Source organism: Ruminococcus sp. (assembly GCF_019423705.1).
GTDB lineage: Bacteria > Bacillota > Clostridia > Oscillospirales > Ruminococcaceae > Hominimerdicola.
In genome coordinates, this window is sequence record NZ_JAHZAX010000013.1 from 42,340 (window position 1) to 60,338 (window position 17,999).

Sequence of the window (17,999 nt, forward strand, 5' to 3'; positions counted from 1 at the left end):
TTTTGATTTTATATTTTTATCGTCTATTTGTTGCAGAATTTTTGCTTATAATTTTCCATTGCACGCTCGATAACGCCTACCGCTTCGATAGGGCCGCCGATCTCTTTGATCTCGGTCTCCTTGCCCTCAAGCTGCTTGTATACTGAGAAAAAGTGTTTCAGCTCATCAAAAATGTGCGCAGGAAGCTCCTTTATATCAGTATAGCACTTGTATGTAGGGTCGCTGTATGGGATTGCGATTATCTTTTCATCGCCCATTCCGCCGTCCTCCATTATCATCACGCCGATAGGATAGCTTCGCACCAAAGTCATCGGCATAATAGGCTCGCTGCAAAGAAGCAGCACGTCGAGCGGGTCGTTGTCGTCGCCATAAGTCCTTGGTATAAAGCCGTAATTCATCGGATAATGAGTGGCGGTGAAAAGCACTCTGTCAAGGGAAAGCATACCGGTCTCTTTGTCGAGCTCGTATTTCATATTGCTGCCCTTTGATATCTCGATCACCGACACAAAATCTGTTGGGTAAATTCTTTTTTCGTCTATATCGTGCCAGATATTCATAACTTAGCCCCCAATTCCAAAATATAATTTTCATAAAATTTTATTTTTTATCTTTGTGCGTCTTATGCCTCTGTCCTCAAAGGCACAAGACCCGCCAAGATAACGGATATATCCAGCCGCCCCCTATACGAGAGCGGCGGATAAATTATTGATTTAGAGATTTTCCTCAAAGAAAGCCTTGATAGCCTCTGCGGCTGCGTCCTCGTCAGCGCCGTCAACTGTGATAGTAACAGTCTCGCCGTGCTTAACGCCAAGACCCATTACAGCCATAAGCTTTGTGAGGTTTACCTTCTTGCCGCCCTTTTCGATAGATATCTCGCTTGAAAATTCCTTTGCCTTCTTTGCAAGAAGTCCTGCCGGTCTTGCGTGGATACCGATCTCGTCCTTGATCGTGTAGTCAAATGTTTTCATAATGATGTCCTCCTGTATTGAATATTTTGATTTTTAAATTTCTATCTAATGGTGAGCACCCTGTCGCCTGCGCTGACTGCGCCCTCTGCGACTGGTTCAACAGCCGCATAATCGTCTGTATTGCCGATGATGAGCGGTGTTGTCACCTTATAGCCTGCCGCCTTGATGTTTTCCATATCAAAGCTTATGAGCAGATCGCCCTTTTTGACTTCCTGTCCGTCTGAAACGTGGGCTTCAAAGAACTTTCCGCCAAGCTTAACGGTGTCGATACCGATGTGAAGCAAAATCTCTGCGCCCTCTGACGATACCATATTGACTGCGTGCTTGGTATCAAAAACGCTGTCTATCTTGCCGTCGCAAGGAGCGAAAAGCTTGCCCTCTGTTGGCTCGACTGCAACGCCCTCGCCGAGAATTTTCTGTGAGAACACCTCGTCCTCGACGTCCTCAAGCTTTACGATACTGCCGTTCATATGGGAATAAAGGGTGATCTTCGCTTCTGCGCTGTCATCAGCCTTTGCCTGCGGCTTATCGTCCTTGATCTGAGTTTCCTCAGCCTGTGGCTCTGTACCGATAATGCTGTCGATATCATCAGAAAGCGGTGAGTCGATAAAGCCCTCAAGGTTTGACTTGATAACAGAGACCTTTGGTCCATAAATGACCTGAACGCCGTTGCCCTTGTGGATAACGCCCGAAGCGCCGCTTGATTTAAGCATTGCGTCATCGACCTTGCCTGCGTCATTGACTGTAACTCTGAGACGAGTTGCGCAGCAGTCAACGTCCGAAAGGTTGTCCTTTCCGCCAAGACCCTTTAAGATAAGTGCGCTGACCATATCTTCTTCCTTGATCGAAGCCTTGCCCTCTGCCTTTGCGGCTTTGGCTGCATTGACGTCGCTTCTGCGGTAAAGCTTTGGCTCAACATCGTCAGGCTCACGGCCAGGTGTTTTAAGATTCAACTTTGTTATCATAAAGTAGAAAACGAAGTAATAAACAACTGCGTAAACAAGTCCCACAATGACTATCCATATCCAATGGGTCTTTGCGTTGCCCTGCAAAACGCCGAAGAGGGTCATATCTATAAGTCCGCCCGAGAATGTCATTCCCACGCCGACGTTCAAAATGTGCATAAGCATATATGAAAGTCCAGCCAGCACGCAATGAACAGCGTACATAAGGGGTGCAACAAACAGGAAGGTGAACTCGAGAGGTTCTGTGATACCTGTTATCATCGAGGTGAGGGCTGCGGAAAGCAGAAGGCTTCCAACGACCTTTTTCTTTTCGGGACGAGCTGCCTTATACATAGCAAGTGCGGCAGCAGGGAGACCGAAGATCATAAACGGGAACTTGCCCGACATAAATCTTGTTGCGGATACTGAGAAAACATCTGTTGACTTTGAAGCAAGCTCAGCAAAGAAAATGTTCTGTGCGCCTGCCACCATATTGCCGTCGATCATCATTGAGCCGCCAAGCTCTGTCTGCCAGAATGGCATATAGAAAACGTGGTGAAGTCCGAACGGGATAAGAGCACGCTCGAGGATACCGTATATCCAAGTGCCTGCATAACCCGAATTGAGCACCAGCACGCCAAGCTTAGAAATGCCAAGCTGTACAACAGGCCAAAGGTAGAACATTATGATACCGACGATAAGGTATGTGATCGTTGAAACGATAGGAACAAATCTTGTGCCGCCGAAAAATGAAAGCACCTGCGGAAGCTCTGTTTTATAGAACTTATTGTGAAGCGCCGCAACGCCAAGCCCAACGATAATACCGCCGAAAACGCCCATTTGCAGGGTGGTTATACCAAGGACGGAAGTTGTCGAGTTCTCAGCCATTGCTTCAACGCCGCCCTTTGCGGAGATGAGTGCGCTGATAGTGGTGTTCATTACGATATAGGCGATAGCACCCGAAAGCGCTGCGACTTCTTTTTCCTTTTTCGCCATACCGATAGCAACGCCCATTGCAAAGAGGAGAGCCAAGTTATCAAAAACTGCGCTTCCCGTCTTGCTCATAATATCGAGAATGGTGTAAAGCACGCCGCCCTCGTAGATGACTTTGCCAAGGTGATAAGTTTCGATTGTTGTGGCGTTGGTGAACGAGCTGCCTATTCCAAGAAGCAGACCCGCCACTGGCAGCAGAGCTATCGGCAGCATAAACGATCTGCCGACACGCTGGAGCACGCCGAAAATTTTATCCTTCATAATAATATATCCTCCAATGTCGTATTGCGCCGCCTATCCTGCGGCTATATTTCCTTGAGCCATAATAAATATTATTAGGTACCGGTCTAATATTTATACGGCATAAGATACTATATTATATATAAAATATAAAGCGTGATTTTAAACGCTGATCTTTCTCAAATGTATCGCAAGGGTCAGCATTTCGTCCTCCGATATAGTTTTCGCATAATTTTTCAGAATATAATCCTGCATTGCCTTTGCGCACCTGTAAGGCTTTTTGAATTTCGCCTTGATAAGCGCCATTATATCTTCATCACGGCTGAGAACGTTCGGAAGCTCCTGAGAGCTGAACAGCCGCTTTGCGAGAAATTTCAAATGCACCATAAAACGCTCGTAAGCCACGGTGGTCTTGTCGATCTTTCCTGCAAAGGTCTTGTCTGCGATATCTGCGCAGCCGTTGACCATTTTGGTGATATCGGTTATCTTCCCCATTTTCGTGCCCAGCCGCGCGTTTATGATGTGCATTGCGATGAAGCCTGCTTCATCTGGGCTGAGGTCTATTCCCAGCCTGTTGTTTATCTCATCAACACAATGCCTGCCGAGAGCAAGCTCGCTTGGAAAGCAGTCGCTTATTGCGTCCATAAGTGGATTTTCAAACTCAATGCCCTGCTCTTTACGCTTTATTGCGAAAGAAATATGATCTGAAAGCGTGATTATAAGCGACTCGTTGAGCTTTGATGGCACGTTCGCCTCGATATAGTCCACCAGATCGGCTGTAAGTTTTATATGCTCGTAAGGTATCTCAGTAAGGCACTCGATAAGCCGTTTTCTCAGCGCCGAGTCTGTAACGAGATACATTTTTTGGATTTTAGAATCGTCGGGCTGATCGCCGTACTTTTTGCCAAAGCCAATGCCTTTGCCCGATATTATCTGTTCCCTGCCCTTGTCGTCAAGGACGCAGACGGTGTTGTTATTTATAACTTTAATTATCTTCATTTTTATATTATTTCCCCCATAAAGCCCTATATAATAAAAAAAACCAACCTTAATACGAACCAGCAACTAAACAACGCTAACGCTCGCACAAAGTTGGTTATGCCCAAACTATTAAATGAATGGTAACACTCCAATACAAATCTCATGTATCAATTTCACTATAATTAGTTTAACATATGCACATTTATTTGTCAATAGAGTACATTAAAAAGCCTTTGCATTTCTGTTTTTTCAACAAACTTCCGTCAATTCTTTTGTGAAAACTCAACAACAAAAGCTTATTTCAGCGCCGCAAGCAGCCCCTCGCAGCCCTCGAGAACGTCCTTATAGGTCTCGTCAAAGTTGCCTGTATACCAAGGGTCGGCGATATTTTTATCCGCTCTGTCGGTATAATCAAGCAGCATTTGTATCTTGCCCTCTGGGTCATTTGGCAGGATACGCTTTACATTGCGGCGGTTATACTGATCCATAAGCAAGATAAGATCGAAGTCCTTATAGTCCTGCATTGTGACCTGCCTTGCTTGGTGCTCCCCAATCGGCACGCCCACCTGTTCAAGCTTCGCCCTTGTGCCATAATGCACGCCGTTGCCGATCTCCTCGGTACTTGTTGCGGCGGAGTCGATATAAAAATCGTTCTCACGATGAGCCTTTCTCACAAGGTCTTTCATAACAAATTCAGCCATTGGCGAACGGCAGATGTTGCCGTGGCAGACAAATAATATTTTGTGCTTATTTAGATTTTGCATTGCGCTTTTCCTTTCGGTTTATATCAATTATATTATCACAAGTATTATACCACATTCAAGCCAAATTGTACAGCAAAAAAACGCACGCCGACAAATCTGCCGGCATACGTTTTTATCCGCACAAAGCCTACCAAACTTCCCCGGGATATTTCATACCCCAGTCCTTTCTAAGCTTTGTCATTATATCCATAACATCGCAGGACTGCTGCAATTTAAGCAGTCCGCTGTCGCCAGTCCGAACGGCTTGTTCCATATCCTCAAGTTCGTAATAAAGGGCATTTGCGGACTCGCCTGCGGTTATCTCTTTGACCGCTCCTGTCTCGGCGTCAACTATCTTCGCCTTGTCCGCCCTCGGATATTCCATTATCTCGATATAGCCATTTTCGCAGCTTATCATCGCACGCTTGGGCTGCTTGGAGTGCATACTCAGCGCAACAGTTGCAAGCTGACCTGCGCTGTTTTTCAAAAGCATTGTCGCCATTTCGTCCGAACCTGTTGGCGACGGTTTCCATTGGCTGATGGTATCCTGCGGCGCTTCGCTCATAAAGCTGCGCACTATGGACAGCGCATATACGCCGATATCAAGCATTGCGCCGCCTGCAAGTTCCATATTAAAAAAGCGGTTTTTCATATCGTATTCCTTGAAGCTGCCGAAATTGACAGTTATTATCTGCACCCTGCCAAGCTCGCCTCTTTCAACGATATCCCAAAGCTTTTTGTATATGGGCATATGCCAAATGGTCATTGCCTCGCCGATCATAAGCCCATTTTGCTTTGCAAGAGCCACCATTTCATCAAGCTCACGGCTGTTAAGAGTTATCGACTTTTCCACAAAAATGTGCTTGCCGCTCTCAAGTGCCTTTTTCATATACTGATAGTGGGTGTTGTGTGGGGTGGTGATGTAAATAATGTCAACATTCGGGTCGGCAAAAACATTATCTATCTTGTCATAGACCTTTTCAATGCCGTATTTCTCCGCAAAGGCAACCGCCTTTTCGTGAGTTCTGTTTGCAACGGCGTAAAGCTTTCTGCCCATTTTTTCAAGTCCCTGCGCCATTTCATTTGCAATAACGCCGCAGCCGATAACAGCCCAGTTGAAATTCTTCTGATCTTCCATATCATTCAGTCCTTTCAGAATAATATCCTAAAAATCCTTCTCACTGTACCCTTCCTTTATGTCGCCCGAACGATAAGCTTTCAGCAGATCACGGAGATCGTTTATCTGTAAAAGCAGCTCCTCGCCCTTGTCTGTGTCGGAGATATTGGCACGGCGGTCGAGCCGCTCAACAAGGTGTATCTCAGGTGTGTGCTCGCTCTCCCCTGCGATAAAAGGCTTGTGCTCCGCAAGATTAAGGCTGTGAGAATCGTATATCAGCGTGTATCCTGCAATGCCCGTGGCTTTCTGATAAGCCTTTGAGATACCGCCGTCGATAACAAACAGCCTGCCGTCCGCTTTGACAGGGCTTTCGCCGTTTTTGATCTTAACAGGAACGTGGCCGTTTATGATATGCCCACGCTGTGGGTCAAGGCCGAACATTTCAAGTATCCTGCCGCATATCTCGGGTTTCTCGGAGAAATGATAATAGGCGTTGTAATTTTCCTCGTGAAGCTTTTTATCCGCAAGAAAATACCGCTCAAAGAACGCCATTTTGTCCTTGCCGTAAAGGGGCGAGCGTGCTCCGCTCCACAAATACCAAAGGCAGTCTGCCGCATAGCTTTTCTCCTCGCAAGGCTGCAAAAAGTACGCCTTGTTCGCTATCTCGTCGAGCTTGTCAAGCATATCCTTGCCTGAATACTGCTCCCCTGCTATGGAAAGGCTCACAAGCCTGCCCTTTTCATCAAGAGGTATACAGCCGTGGAAAAGCAGATTGCCGTTTATGGTCTTGTACATTGAGCCTTTTGAATACAAAAATCGCATATGTGCGTTGAGCCTGTCGCTGTGCATAAATGAATTTGCAAGAACGATCATAAGCTCGTTTTCGCCCTCAGTCAGCGCAAGTGGGTCGCAAGGGTCAACTGTGGGGAAATTGCCGTCAAGAAGCTTATGAACCTGTCCGTCGATGGTTATAGTGCCGTTAGCAAAATCCACCATACGGAAAAGGTCACGATGAGAAAGTTCCCACTCTGGATGGCGCTCCATAAGCTGTCCCTCAAGTTTCAGCTGGATAACTGTGATAGCCTTGTGCATTTTTGCCACAAGCTTTGCGTCAACAGGGTCATAGATATTGTCGTCAAGGGTCTGTGGCATAAAAATTGCGCACTCGTCATTCTTGTAAGTCTCCCCTGCAAAGACCGCCAGCGCACGGAGATTAAGCCCGTAGCCGTCCTCGAGAACGTCGAAATTATTATATCTCATTGATATCCTGATAACATTTGCGATAAGCGCAAGGTTGCCCGAAGCCGCACCCATCCAAGAAATATCGTGATTGCCCCATTGGATATCAACATCGTGCATTTTCATAAGCTCGTCCATAATGATATCCGCTCTAGGACCTCTGTCATAAATATCGCCGATGATATGCAGCTTGTCGATAGCAAGGGACTGTATAAGCTGACAAAGGGACTTGATAAAGCGGTCTGCAATGCCTGTGTCAAGAATCGTGCTTATGATCTCGTCATAGTAATATTCCTTCACAACGTCGTCGGTGACATTGAGCAGCTCGTCAAGGATATAGACCATATCTTTCGGAATGCTCTTTCGCACTCTAGAGCGTGTGTATTTCGCCGAAACAGCCTCGCAGACAAGTATGAGCCTGTATATGGTCAGCCTGCGCCACTCGTCCGAAAGCTGGTTTTTATCCTGCAAACGCTTTATCTGCTTGTCGGGATAATAGATAAGATAGGCAAGGGCTTCACGTTCCGCCGAGGAAACTGTTTTGCCCAATGTCAGGTCTATCTTATTTTTTATCATACCCGAAGCGCTTTTGAGCATATGCAAAAAGGCTTCATATTCGCCGTGGATATCGCTGAAAAAGTATTCTGTGCCCTTTGGCATACTGCGTATGGCAGATAGATTAACTATCTCGCTTGCGGCGCTGTCTATGGTCGGAAATTTCTGTGCAAGAAGTGAAAGGTATTTTTTGTCCATATGTATTTCTCTCTTTTGGCATTCTTATTTTTGTCAGTCTCAAATATCCCCATACCCCGAGACTATCTTATAATTGCAATAATTTAACAACGTAATATTACTCAGAAAGACCGCAGTATCCGCTGCGGCCTTGTCTGAATATTTTTTGCGTTTAAATTCTGGTGCGACTTATTCGCCGAAACCGTCCTCGAACATCTTCACGAATTCGTCAAGAACAGCCTGCTCGTTTTCGCCTGTTACGATTATCTCAACGTCTGTATCCTTCTTGATACCTGCCGCCATGATCTGCATAACAGCCTTAGCCTTGATATCCTTGCCGTTTGCCTTCATTATGATCTCGCACTCTGGGTGCTCCTTAGCAGCCTTTGCAACGATACCTGCCGGACGCATATGAAGTCCTTCTGCGTTTACTACCTTTACAACCTTTGATACCATAGTGATCTCTCCTTTGCGTTTTTTAATTTATTTATGATTGTTAATATTATTATATTATATTCCTGCCAATTTGTAAAGCCTATTCGGTAACTTTCTTTTTGAAAAGTCCCAAAAGAAGCATTCCGATGATCGAACCGACCACAAGTGCAACAACGTACATAACAGGATTGCCAACAACAGGGAATACAAAGATTCCGCCGTGAGGAGCACGAAGCGTACAGCCGAATGCCATTGAAAGTCCGCCTGCGGCAGCAGCGCCGATCATACAAGCCGGAATAACTCTCATCGGGTCAGCGGCAGCATATGGGATTGCGCCCTCTGTGATGAAGCTAAGACCCATAATGTAGTTTACAGGACCGTTCTTGCGCTCGTCCTCAGTAAACTTGTTCTTGAAGAATGTTGTTGCAAGTGCGATAGCGATAGGTGGGACCATACCGCCGATCATAACGGCTGCCATAATATCGAAGTTGCCCGATGAGATCGCTGCAACGCCGAAAACGTAAGCTGCCTTGTTGAATGGACCGCCCATATCTATCGACATCATTGCGCCGAGGATACAGCCGAGGAGCACCTTGTTCGTGCCGCCCATATTTGTAAGGAAGTTTGCAAGTGCTTCGTTGAGTACTCCCATAATAGGGTTTACAGCGCACATCATAAGTGCGACTACCGCAAGGCCGCCGAGAGGATAGATAAGAACAGGCTTTATTCCGTTAAGAGCCTTTGGAAGCTTGTCGCAGGCCTTTTCGATGAGGAGCATAACAAATCCGCCAAGGAAACCTGCAAGCAATGCGCCGAGGAATCCAGAAGGAACATCTCCGCCGGGGGCTGCAAATGTTGCGCCTGAAACTGCCATTGCGCCGCCTGCCATACCGACTAGCAGACCTGGTCTGTCAGCAATGCTCTTGCCGATATAGCCTGCAAGTATCGGTATCATAAACTGGAATGCGTAATTGCCGATAGTCTTGAACCAAGCAGCCGCCGCAAGGTGCGTACCGAAGTCGCTGTCCTGCGGTGCGCCGCCGATAGAGTCGATAAGGAATGCAAGTGCGATAAAAATACCGCCTGCAACTGTGAATGGAAGCATATTTGAAACGCCGTTCATAAGGTGCTTGTAAAGTTTTCTGCCGAAGCTTTCGTCGCCGCTCGATGATGAAGCGCTGCTGTCTGCGCCACCCTCGTGATGATAAACAGGTGCGTCACCTGCTTCAATGCGGTTGATAAGTTCCTCTGGTATCTTTATTCCGTCCGACACCTTTGTGCTTATAACTTTTTTGCCGTCAAAACGTGCCATTGCAACGGTCTTGTCCGCCGCAACGATAATTCCGTCGCAGTTTGCGATCTCTTCATCGGTGAGGATATTCTTTGCTCCGCCCGAGCCGTTGGTCTCCACCTTGATTGTGATGCCAAGCTTCTTGCCTGCCTTTTCAAGGGCTTCCGCCGCCATATAAGTGTGGGCGATACCTGTCGGACAGGCTGTTACTGCAAGAACCTTGTAGCCATCCGTTGGCTTGACTTCCGCTCTCGGCTCATCAGGATATTTCTCATTTTCCATATCGTCGATGACTTTGAGGAATTCGTCGTTATCGCTTGCATTAAGAAGCTTTTCACGGAAATCCTCGTCCATAAGGATAGTCATAAGCCTTGAAAGCACTTCAAGATGAACGTCGCCGTCATTTGGCGCTGCGATCATAAAAAGCAGATTTGAAGGCTCGTCGTCAAGGGCTTCGTAATCAACGCCTTTTGGAACTGTCATTGCCGCAAGTGATGGCGCTTTGACAGCCTCGCTCTTTGCGTGAGGTATGGCAATGCCTTCGCCAACGGCTGTTGAACCCTTATCCTCACGGGCAAGAATGCCCTTTTTGTATTCCTCTCTGTCGGCGATATTGCCGCCCTTGACCTGAAGGTCTATCAGCATATCAATGGCTTCGCTCTTCGATTTTGGTGAGGCGTTAAGCTGTATGCTGTCTTTTTTCAATAAGTCAACTATTCGCATAATATTTCCTCCCTGTCTTGATTTTCTTTTTGTTTTATCTGTTTTATCAAAGCGTTTCAAGCAGCTCTGATATCTTTTCTTTCTGTGCAAGTCCGTCTGAAAAAGCTGTTGCGCCGCCTGCGGCTGTGCCAAGCTTGAGAGCGTATTCATAATCGCCCTGCTGGATTCCTGCTGTAAAGCCTGCCACCATTGAATCGCCTGCGCCAACGGAATTTTTCACCTTGCCCTTGCATACGCCGCAGCGGTGCATTTCGCCCTTTTCGTCAATGAGCATTGCTCCGTCCCCAGCCATTGAGATAAGCACGTTTACAGCACCCATATCTTTGAGCTTTCGTGCATACTTCTCAATATCCTCGTCAGTCACAAGGGTCACGCCGAACATTTCGCCGAGCTCGTGATTATTTGGCTTGATAAGGAAAGGCTTGTATTTGAGCACGTTGAGGAGCAAGTCCTTTGTGGCGTCAACTACTGTTCTGATATTCTTATTAGAAAGTCTTTCAAGAATCCTTTCGTAGATATCGGAAGGCAGCGACGAGGGGATACTTCCTGCAAGGATAAGCGTGTCGCCGTCCTCAAGCTTGTCAAGCTTTTCAAAGAGTTTGTTCACGGCCTTGTCGTCAATGTCGGGACCCTGTCCGTTGAGCTCAGTTTCCTCTGCGGACTTTATCTTCACATTGATACGGGAATTGCCCTTTTCAAGGCGGACAAAATCTGTGTCGATACCCATTTCAGCAAGTCCGTTCTCGATAGCCTCGCCTGTAAAGCCTGCTGTGAAGCCAAGTGCTTTTGACTGGACGCCCAGCTCTCTAAGGACGATCGAAACGTTTATGCCCTTGCCGCCGAAATACATTTCTTCTCTTTCCGAGCGGTTTGTCGCACCGAGCTTCATTTCGCCTGTGTGGACAACATAGTCGATAGCAGGGTTGAAAGTTACTGTATATACCATTTTACATTACCTCCTTGATATTTGCCTTTGTGATATATTTTTTATCCTGGAGCTTGTCGGTGATTATCTTTACCCGACCAAGCTGAGCAAATGTCACCGCAGATATCTGATCGAATTTGGAATGATCTGCAAGGATATAAGCGGTCTGACTGTTTTGCACCGCTGTTGACTTCACGCTTGCTTCATTGCGGTCGGGAGTGGTAATGCCCCCCGAAAGCGAAATGCCGTTTGCGCCGAGAAAGCTTTTTGTGAAGTTGTAGCTTTGCAGGCTGCTGACGCATTCAGCGCCGACGATCGCCTCAGTCGTAAGCTTTATCTCACCGGCAGGGATATAAACCGTGAACCCACGCTGCGCAAGCTTTTTTGCATGAACGAAAGCGTTCGTCACGAAAGTCATTTTCTTGTCGGGCAGAAAGTCTATCATATAGCCCGTGGTAGTTCCTGCATCGATGAAAATAAAGTCGCCGTCGTCAACGAGCGAAGCCGCAAACCTCGCAATAGCGAGCTTTTCATCAGTAAAAAGCTTTGACTTTGACTCAACGTCCTGCTCAACAGGATTAAAGGAATGTTCTTCCGCAGATATCGCACCGCCGTGGACTTTTTTCAAAAGCCCTCTTTCGTCCAGCACCGTAAGATCACGGCGGACGGTGGACTCAGAAGCGTTCAAAAGCTCGCACAACTCGGGGAGCTTTACACTCTTGTTCTGCTTCACCCTTTCCAATATGATAGAGTATCTTTCCTCAGTCAGCATTTTATCACCTTTTCAAATTTCAATATTGTTTTTGACGTCAATTGAACGATATTGATCGTTTCTGATATCAGTATACCATACCATTCACAACAAGTCAAACATTTTCAATCAAAATCATTCAAAATCCTTAAACTTTGGCTGATGTTATAAATCAAAGCCGCCACATTTGTGTATTTTAACAATAATCGGTCAGATTCAGTCACAAAGCTTATTATGCGGTCATAAAGTGGTGACATTATAGCATTTGCAGTATCGCCGAAAGCTATTCAGAATTTGCAAAATTGTGCAAAAAAGCAGCAATCGTAATATGCCAAGGGAACTTGGATTCACAGAAATTTTACATTCTTAAAGGACAAAAATTTTAGACAGGCTTAAATTTGCAAAGAAAATTGAATAGATAACGAAAAGCGTTCTTCATATATCAGTGAGGAACGCTTTTTCTATTTATTCGGAGGTTATTATGGCAAATGAATCAAATTCATCGGTTGTCAGAGTGCATAAGAACACCGACTTCACAATCATGAGCAATCATCATTTGAGAAATCAGAAACTCAGTCTGAAAGCAATCGGGCTGATGTCCAAAATACTGGGTCTGCCCTGTGACTGGAACTATTCCATTGCCGGACTGGTGAAGATCTGCAAAGAGGGTGAAACGGCAGTTCGTGCTGCCCTCCATGAACTGATCGACGAGCGGTATGTGTATCTGGAGAAGCTTCCGCCGAACTACTCCAAAAGCGGACGGTTTGAATATGTCTATCACATCTATGAAATTCCATATGAGAATATTCCTGATGGTCTGGAATGTCCGGAACTGTTTCTCAAAAAGCAGTCTGAAACAAATCAAAACGCAGATGTCCCAAATACAGAAAAACAAGATGCAGAAAACCTGTATCTTGAAAATCAGGATGTAGAAAACCAGGGACAATTAAATACTTACATATCAAGTATGAAAGAATCAAATATGAAAGAATTAAATGGAACGGCTTCTGCTTCGCCGAAGAAAAAGACGGATAAGAAGAAATATGCAGAAGCTGTCACCATGACGGAAGAAGAATATCAGAAGCTGTCGGAACAGCATTCCAAGGCATTCGTAGATAAGTGCATTGAGATTCTCAACAACTACAAGCTTTCCAGCGGAAAACGATACAAGTCAGATTATCACACCATTCTAAACTGGGTCATCGAAAGAGTTTCCAAGGATTATCCTCAGCTGGACAAACCACCTGCACAAAGTTCGGCTTACGATGTCAACGTCAATCCATTTGACCAGTTTGTGAGGTGAGAAAATGTTTGTCAATACGGAATTACTGGAGCTTATCCGCTTGAAAAATCCCCTTTCTTCTGTTATCGGGAAATACGAAGTGATAACAGATGCTTGCTGTAAATGCCCATTATGCCACAGCAAGACCAATTCCCTGAATCTCTTTCACGATGAGATCTATACCTGTTTTCACTGTGGTGAAAGCGGTGATGTATTTGGATTTGTCAGTAAAATTGAAAATCTTTCGTTTGCGAAAACAGTTCGTAAAATGACGAAATCATCGGGAATTTATACCCTGGAAGAACTGAAACGGAAGAATATCTTTCGCTTCTGGGACAGATTTCTGATTCTGTGCGAGCATTATCACATTGCAGCAGACAGCATATTGCAGGAATATTCTTCGGAGCTGACAAGGGAATATCTTCTCGGTCTGAAATACAGCAAAGTGGAGCCGGATACCGCCCCGCTGGAAAACATCATGCAGATGAAATACGGCATATCAAAGGAATTTTGGAACGCTGCTCCTGAGCATATTATGGAGTATCTGACAGTAGAAAGGAAACACAATGCATGATACACTGAAAAGCATTTTTCAGACGCTCTCTGAAAATGCAGAAGAAAACTTCATCAAGAACAAAAACGCTGAGGACTATCTCGCTGAGGACGGTTTGTGGCACTGCGGAAAATGCGGTACAGCAAAGCAGTTCCGACTGCCTGAGCGATTTATGAAAATGGGAATGCCTGAAATTGTCGGCTGCTGCTGTGCCTGTCAGTCTGCAAAGGAAAAACGGGAGAATGCAAAGCAACAGCTTGCATCTGTCATCAGAGAGAATAAAGAAAACGCAGATATTCCCGAACATTATCTGTCAGCTGACATTGCAGCGGTGGAATCTTCAGAAGCCCAAAGAATCGGTATGAACTATATCAAAAACTTCGAGAAACTGGGCAGGATCGGACTTCTCCTCTATGGTGACGTGGGAACAGGTAAAACCTATCTGGCAGCCTGCATTGCAAATGCTCTGCTGAATCAGGGCGTAAGCGTAAAATGGCTGACTACCATGCAAATTGTGGAACGCAGCTGTTTCTACAGCGAATCAGAATATGCTGAGTATACCCGAAGCATTACTGCTCCCGACTTGCTGATTCTCGATGATCTGGGAGCGGAACGTGGCACAGATTTTGCACTGGAACGTGTTCACAGTCTTGTGGATACTCGCATCTCAGCCAACAAACCGATGATCGTAACCACCAATATCGACATTACGGATATGGGCAATTGTGCTGATCTGAAAAAGAAACGCACATTTGACCGTATTCTCCCTGCAACATTTGCCTTTGCCATGAAAGGCACGTCCTATCGTATGAAGCAGGCACAGAAAAGTTACAAAACACTCAAAGATCTGCTTTTGCGTGAAGAATCAAATTGAAAGAATGGAGTAAAAAAATGAGATTAATCAAAACCTATGACGGAATCACACTGAACTGCGATGTAATCGCAATGATTCAACCTGTTTTCATGAACAGTGCAACGGGAGTTATCAGCGAAATGGTCGATGACAGCTTCGATCCGGATACCCTGGAATTTGCTTTGACTGCATTTACTACACTTGGAGATGAGGTAGTCCTTGCAGTTTATGCGACCGAAGAAGAACGTGACTATGCCAGATACAAGCTGGAAAACTGGCTTGTTTACGATGTTGGCAGCTATTACACCATGACAGAAAGAAAATAACGGAGGGTTTAACCATGGAAAAAATGATCGTAACAGAGTACGGCAGACCGATTATGATGCAAAAGGTCAAGGAATTTACACAGAGAACCATGTTTCTTGCAGACGAAAGAGTGATCCCCTATGCAGTGTTCGCACTGCTTGTCAGTGGCGAACTGGTGAACGTCGGCAATTTTGATGATTTGGATACCGCTGAGATCTCCCAGATCATTCTGGACATCTTCACAGAAGACAAAAAGGCGGTATTCGATGTAAATCTGGAAGTGTTCGGAATCAAAAAGTTCCTTGAAATGCTTCGCTATGTATCAGCGGATAGCGAAACACTCTATCAAACTTTGGTAAGTGATCTGAAAAGGCAGCTGAAAAGCGGTGAACTGGATGTCAGCTTTACTTGACGGCTACATACATCTTGCTCATGCCATTGTTGCTGTGGCAGCAGAAAGCTACAAATATACGCTCTTAGCTGTCAAAAATCATACCAGAAGCGATTCTGTTTTCAGGCGAAAGGAAGAAATGGAAAGCTTTTTTCTGTCGGAGTGGTTTAGGCTGCTGTCCGGACTTGACGGAAGATATTTCATGAAGAAAATGCAGGAGGTCTACTATTTTGACAGGTAAAGAGTTTTTATGGCAGTATATTATGATTGCTCGGCAGATCAGGAGCGTGAAGCTTCAATTGGATAGTATGACAGAGGTTGCAAAAGAAAACGCAATGAGCAGTGTCTTTCAGAATGAAATCACTGATTTGAAGAATGAACTGAAAAATCTGATTTTGGAATCTGCTGCTGTCAAAAGGTGTATTCTTGATCAAATTCAGATGATTGAAAATGATGAGTGCAGAGATATTTTAACAAAGCGATATATTGAAATAAAGACAGTATCCCAGATTGCAAGAGAGATGTTTATGTCAAGGCAAGGTGTACATTATCACCTTGCTGCTGGAGAAAAAGCTATTTCATCGTTAATATAAAACAGTGACCGGTTTGCACAATGTAGTACAAACCGGTCATTTTTATGCGTTTTCGTCTTCTGTTAGTTTTGCCAACTCGATATATTCCTTCAATTTCTTTTGCAGCAATTTTTTGTCGATCAATTTCAGATTGTATTCCGCAACCATCGTTGGTGAAAGACTTCTGCTGAGAGCAAATTCAACGACCTCGTCATCTTTGCTTGCACAAAGGATAATTCCTACGCTTGGATTCTCATTTTCCTTTTTAACCTCTCTGTCCAATGCTTCAAGATATAGATTGATTTGTCCCACATACTCCGGCTTGAATTCCCCGATTTTCAGTTCAAAAGCTACCAGACAAGACAGTCCTCTGTGATAAAACAGCAAATCAATAAAGAAATCATGATTGCCCACCTGAACACGATATTCTTCTCCAACAAAAGTGAAATCTTTTCCTATTTCAAGAATAAAATCTTTCAGATTACGAATGATGGATTTCTGTAAATCATGTTCAGACATTGGTTCGGGAACATCAAGAAAGTCAAGGACATAATTGTCAAGAAAAATATTTCCTGTTGCCTTTTTAGCTGTTTCAAGTGCCAGCGATTGTGGATTTTGCGACAGCATATATCTTTCATAATAACCGCTGTCGATTTGTCTTTCCAATTCTCTCTTTGACAATCGCTCTTTGATACACATATTCATATAAAAAATACGTTCATCCATTGTCTTGCAGGCTGACATTATCTTCAAATGATTCGACCAACTCAATTGTGTCACCAGTGGTGACACTTTTTCTTCACCCTGATAAAGTTCGTAAAACTGCTTCATTCTGTATAATCCACGCCTGTTGAATCCTTTCAGTTCAGGATAATTTTCAGAAAAGAAATCCGCCAGCTTCTGTACAAAAGCATCTCCATAGGAGCTATTTTTTGATTGCTTGCTGATATATTCGCCGATATCACGATACATCGTAATCAATTCCTCATTTACTTTTCTGTATGCACGCTCTTTCGCCGATTCAATAATATTGACAACTTTCTGAAATTGTTCATTATATGGCTGAATATCCATGTTCAATCCTCCGTTCTCTTCACATAAACCAGTTCAATGTCATATCCAAGTGCTTCAAGGATTTGCACATATGTCCGATTGACAATGCCCTCTTGCTTTTTAATGACCTTATTTACATATTCTTTTGAGGTATGTATATCTTTAGCGATTTGTGCCTGTGTTGTACCATTTTCGATACATTTCACCTTTACATCGATTTCAAAAATGTTCTTAACCATAACTCACATTACCTTCTATAAGTTACACTAATCGTATAACTTATTATACTGTATTTTTGTGTGAAAGTCAATCGGAAAAATAAAAATCAGAAAATTATTTTTGACGAAACTTGACAGCACTTGCATTTACTTGTCGGATTTCACCACAGCAATTTTGCTAAACTGAAAATAGTAAGCGGGAAAGGAGTGAGCGTATGACCTTATCAATTATCTCGCAGGACGGAACTGCATTCAACTACTCTAATGCCGTTTCGTGTGTCACCTGCGGTGAGTACGATGATGGAAGCGGATACGGCTTCATGGTCTATCTGAAGGGCGATACGGAAAATGGTATCGTTGTCGCAGAATATGACGATGCAGAAACGTTCCATACTGTCAAGAATGATTTTTCCAGATGGCTTCGTGAAAACATCGACGCAGTGTTTGCGTTTCCGGCATGAGTACAGACTTTGAAAAAGGCTTGCGAAAAACCATAGATCTGTCGGTCAGGAGCAGAGAATTTACAGTCGATACTTTGAAATCTGCCATGCAGGACTTTCTTTCCGGAAAGTCGCAGAGAAAAGGCAGAGTTTCCATGAAAAAGCTATCGGAGCATTCCGGCAAGCTGGAAAACGTGGTTTTGTCAATATCACTTGACACATTTTATTCGAACAAGAATTATGCAGCGA

Annotated in this window: 21 protein-coding genes and 1 pseudogene; 9 read left to right on the forward strand and 13 right to left on the reverse strand. The window is 44.6% G+C overall.

Annotation, left to right across the window (positions count from 1 at the left end; genetic code table 11):
- Positions 1–23 precede the first annotated feature (23 nt).
- The 11 genes from QZ371_RS10550 to QZ371_RS10600 form a co-directional block, all read right to left on the reverse strand.
- Entirely contained in the window at positions 24–557 is a 534-nt protein-coding gene (locus QZ371_RS10550; protein ID WP_295212489.1) for an inorganic diphosphatase, read from the reverse strand.
- Between the two features lie 153 nt (positions 558–710).
- Positions 711–968 (reverse strand): HPr family phosphocarrier protein, encoded by a 258-nt coding sequence (locus QZ371_RS10555; protein ID WP_295212500.1) that lies wholly within the window; start codon positions 966–968, stop codon positions 711–713.
- Between the two features lie 41 nt (positions 969–1,009).
- Positions 1,010–3,166 carry a PTS transporter subunit IIABC gene (locus QZ371_RS10560; RefSeq protein WP_295212505.1) on the reverse strand — a complete coding sequence of 719 codons (2,157 nt, stop codon included), beginning with the start codon at positions 3,164–3,166 and terminating at the stop codon, positions 1,010–1,012.
- A gap of 141 nt (positions 3,167–3,307) precedes the next feature.
- Positions 3,308–4,144 (reverse strand): PRD domain-containing protein, encoded by an 837-nt coding sequence (locus QZ371_RS10565; protein ID WP_295212514.1) that lies wholly within the window; start codon positions 4,142–4,144, stop codon positions 3,308–3,310.
- Positions 4,145–4,422: 278 nt separating this feature from the next.
- Entirely contained in the window at positions 4,423–4,890 is a 468-nt protein-coding gene (locus QZ371_RS10570) for a low molecular weight protein-tyrosine-phosphatase (protein WP_295212524.1), read from the reverse strand.
- A 127-nt stretch (positions 4,891–5,017) separates the two neighbouring features.
- Positions 5,018–6,007 (reverse strand): Gfo/Idh/MocA family oxidoreductase, encoded by a 990-nt coding sequence (locus QZ371_RS10575; protein ID WP_295212532.1) that lies wholly within the window; start codon positions 6,005–6,007, stop codon positions 5,018–5,020.
- A 27-nt stretch (positions 6,008–6,034) separates the two neighbouring features.
- Positions 6,035–7,978 carry a fructose-1,6-bisphosphatase gene (locus tag QZ371_RS10580; protein ID WP_295212538.1) on the reverse strand — a complete coding sequence of 648 codons (1,944 nt, stop codon included), beginning with the start codon at positions 7,976–7,978 and terminating at the stop codon, positions 6,035–6,037.
- A 168-nt stretch (positions 7,979–8,146) separates the two neighbouring features.
- On the reverse strand, positions 8,147–8,413 hold the full coding sequence (locus QZ371_RS10585; RefSeq protein ID WP_295212546.1) for an HPr family phosphocarrier protein: 267 nt from the start codon (positions 8,411–8,413) through the stop codon (positions 8,147–8,149).
- A gap of 79 nt (positions 8,414–8,492) precedes the next feature.
- Positions 8,493–10,406, reverse strand: coding sequence for a fructose-specific PTS transporter subunit EIIC (locus tag QZ371_RS10590; protein ID WP_295212555.1), 1,914 nt, complete (start codon positions 10,404–10,406; stop codon positions 8,493–8,495).
- A 46-nt stretch (positions 10,407–10,452) separates the two neighbouring features.
- Positions 10,453–11,352 carry a 1-phosphofructokinase gene (pfkB, locus tag QZ371_RS10595; RefSeq protein WP_295212566.1) on the reverse strand — a complete coding sequence of 300 codons (900 nt, stop codon included), beginning with the start codon at positions 11,350–11,352 and terminating at the stop codon, positions 10,453–10,455.
- A 1-nt stretch (position 11,353) separates the two neighbouring features.
- Positions 11,354–12,103, reverse strand: a complete 750-nt coding sequence (locus tag QZ371_RS10600; RefSeq protein ID WP_295212572.1) for a DeoR/GlpR family DNA-binding transcription regulator — start codon at positions 12,101–12,103, stop codon at positions 11,354–11,356.
- Positions 12,104–12,563: 460 nt separating this feature from the next.
- On the opposite strand from QZ371_RS10600, the gene QZ371_RS10605 reads away from it, so the two are divergent.
- From QZ371_RS10605 to QZ371_RS10635, 7 genes are read left to right on the forward strand one after another with little or no spacing between them, the layout of a single operon-like run.
- Complete coding sequence (locus QZ371_RS10605; RefSeq protein ID WP_295212583.1) at positions 12,564–13,385, forward strand: hypothetical protein; 822 nt, start codon at positions 12,564–12,566, stop codon at positions 13,383–13,385.
- Positions 13,386–13,389: 4 nt separating this feature from the next.
- A complete protein-coding gene (locus QZ371_RS10610; protein WP_295212593.1) occupies positions 13,390–13,938 on the forward strand; it encodes a CHC2 zinc finger domain-containing protein in 549 nt (182 codons plus the stop codon).
- Positions 13,931–14,791, forward strand: coding sequence for an ATP-binding protein (locus QZ371_RS10615; RefSeq protein ID WP_295212600.1), 861 nt, complete (start codon positions 13,931–13,933; stop codon positions 14,789–14,791). Before QZ371_RS10610 ends, QZ371_RS10615 begins: the two co-directional genes overlap by 8 nt.
- A 17-nt stretch (positions 14,792–14,808) precedes the next feature.
- Complete coding sequence (locus QZ371_RS10620) at positions 14,809–15,096, forward strand: hypothetical protein (RefSeq protein ID WP_295212608.1); 288 nt, start codon at positions 14,809–14,811, stop codon at positions 15,094–15,096.
- Between the two features lie 14 nt (positions 15,097–15,110).
- Positions 15,111–15,488 carry a hypothetical protein gene (locus QZ371_RS10625; protein ID WP_295212615.1) on the forward strand — a complete coding sequence of 126 codons (378 nt, stop codon included), beginning with the start codon at positions 15,111–15,113 and terminating at the stop codon, positions 15,486–15,488.
- Positions 15,472–15,708 carry a hypothetical protein gene (locus QZ371_RS10630; protein WP_295212621.1) on the forward strand — a complete coding sequence of 79 codons (237 nt, stop codon included), beginning with the start codon at positions 15,472–15,474 and terminating at the stop codon, positions 15,706–15,708. The genes QZ371_RS10625 and QZ371_RS10630 overlap by 17 nt, the downstream gene beginning before the upstream one ends.
- On the forward strand, positions 15,698–16,060 hold the full coding sequence (locus QZ371_RS10635; RefSeq protein ID WP_295212626.1) for a hypothetical protein: 363 nt from the start codon (positions 15,698–15,700) through the stop codon (positions 16,058–16,060). The genes QZ371_RS10630 and QZ371_RS10635 overlap by 11 nt, the downstream gene beginning before the upstream one ends.
- 42 nt (positions 16,061–16,102) lie before the next feature.
- Here the strand turns inward: QZ371_RS10635 and QZ371_RS10640 are convergent, their stop codons facing one another.
- Positions 16,103–17,113 (reverse strand): PDDEXK nuclease domain-containing protein, encoded by a 1,011-nt coding sequence (locus QZ371_RS10640; RefSeq protein WP_295212646.1) that lies wholly within the window; start codon positions 17,111–17,113, stop codon positions 16,103–16,105.
- A gap of 2 nt (positions 17,114–17,115) precedes the next feature.
- Positions 17,116–17,331: an XRE family transcriptional regulator gene (locus QZ371_RS10645; RefSeq protein ID WP_295212654.1), complete on the reverse strand. Its 216-nt coding sequence runs from the start codon at positions 17,329–17,331 to the stop codon at positions 17,116–17,118.
- 194 nt (positions 17,332–17,525) lie between these two features.
- Here QZ371_RS10645 and QZ371_RS10650 point away from each other — a divergent pair, with 194 nt between their 5' ends.
- Positions 17,526–17,771, forward strand: a complete 246-nt coding sequence (locus tag QZ371_RS10650; RefSeq protein WP_295212662.1) for a hypothetical protein — start codon at positions 17,526–17,528, stop codon at positions 17,769–17,771.
- A pseudogene (locus QZ371_RS10655) lies at positions 17,768–17,999 on the forward strand (hypothetical protein); the annotation flags it as partial. The gene QZ371_RS10650 and the pseudogene QZ371_RS10655, both read left to right, overlap by 4 nt.

Coding starts and splice junctions, on each gene's coding strand:
- QZ371_RS10550 (WP_295212489.1), bottom strand. CDS start 557: ATGAATATCTGGCACGATATAGACGAAAAAAGAATTTACCCAACAGAT.
- QZ371_RS10555 (WP_295212500.1), bottom strand. CDS start 968: ATGAAAACATTTGACTACACGATCAAGGACGAGATCGGTATCCACGCA.
- QZ371_RS10560 (WP_295212505.1), bottom strand. CDS start 3,166: ATGAAGGATAAAATTTTCGGCGTGCTCCAGCGTGTCGGCAGATCGTTT.
- QZ371_RS10565 (WP_295212514.1), bottom strand. CDS start 4,144: ATGAAGATAATTAAAGTTATAAATAACAACACCGTCTGCGTCCTTGAC.
- QZ371_RS10570 (WP_295212524.1), bottom strand. CDS start 4,890: ATGCAAAATCTAAATAAGCACAAAATATTATTTGTCTGCCACGGCAAC.
- QZ371_RS10575 (WP_295212532.1), bottom strand. CDS start 6,007: ATGGAAGATCAGAAGAATTTCAACTGGGCTGTTATCGGCTGCGGCGTT.
- QZ371_RS10580 (WP_295212538.1), bottom strand. CDS start 7,978: ATGGACAAAAAATACCTTTCACTTCTTGCACAGAAATTTCCGACCATA.
- QZ371_RS10585 (WP_295212546.1), bottom strand. CDS start 8,413: ATGGTATCAAAGGTTGTAAAGGTAGTAAACGCAGAAGGACTTCATATG.
- QZ371_RS10590 (WP_295212555.1), bottom strand. CDS start 10,406: ATGCGAATAGTTGACTTATTGAAAAAAGACAGCATACAGCTTAACGCC.
- pfkB (WP_295212566.1), bottom strand. CDS start 11,352: ATGGTATATACAGTAACTTTCAACCCTGCTATCGACTATGTTGTCCAC.
- QZ371_RS10600 (WP_295212572.1), bottom strand. CDS start 12,103: ATGCTGACTGAGGAAAGATACTCTATCATATTGGAAAGGGTGAAGCAG.
- QZ371_RS10605 (WP_295212583.1), top strand. CDS start 12,564: ATGGCAAATGAATCAAATTCATCGGTTGTCAGAGTGCATAAGAACACC.
- QZ371_RS10610 (WP_295212593.1), top strand. CDS start 13,390: ATGTTTGTCAATACGGAATTACTGGAGCTTATCCGCTTGAAAAATCCC.
- QZ371_RS10615 (WP_295212600.1), top strand. CDS start 13,931: ATGCATGATACACTGAAAAGCATTTTTCAGACGCTCTCTGAAAATGCA.
- QZ371_RS10620 (WP_295212608.1), top strand. CDS start 14,809: ATGAGATTAATCAAAACCTATGACGGAATCACACTGAACTGCGATGTA.
- QZ371_RS10625 (WP_295212615.1), top strand. CDS start 15,111: ATGGAAAAAATGATCGTAACAGAGTACGGCAGACCGATTATGATGCAA.
- QZ371_RS10630 (WP_295212621.1), top strand. CDS start 15,472: ATGTCAGCTTTACTTGACGGCTACATACATCTTGCTCATGCCATTGTT.
- QZ371_RS10640 (WP_295212646.1), bottom strand. CDS start 17,113: ATGGATATTCAGCCATATAATGAACAATTTCAGAAAGTTGTCAATATT.
- QZ371_RS10645 (WP_295212654.1), bottom strand. CDS start 17,331: ATGGTTAAGAACATTTTTGAAATCGATGTAAAGGTGAAATGTATCGAA.
- QZ371_RS10650 (WP_295212662.1), top strand. CDS start 17,526: ATGACCTTATCAATTATCTCGCAGGACGGAACTGCATTCAACTACTCT.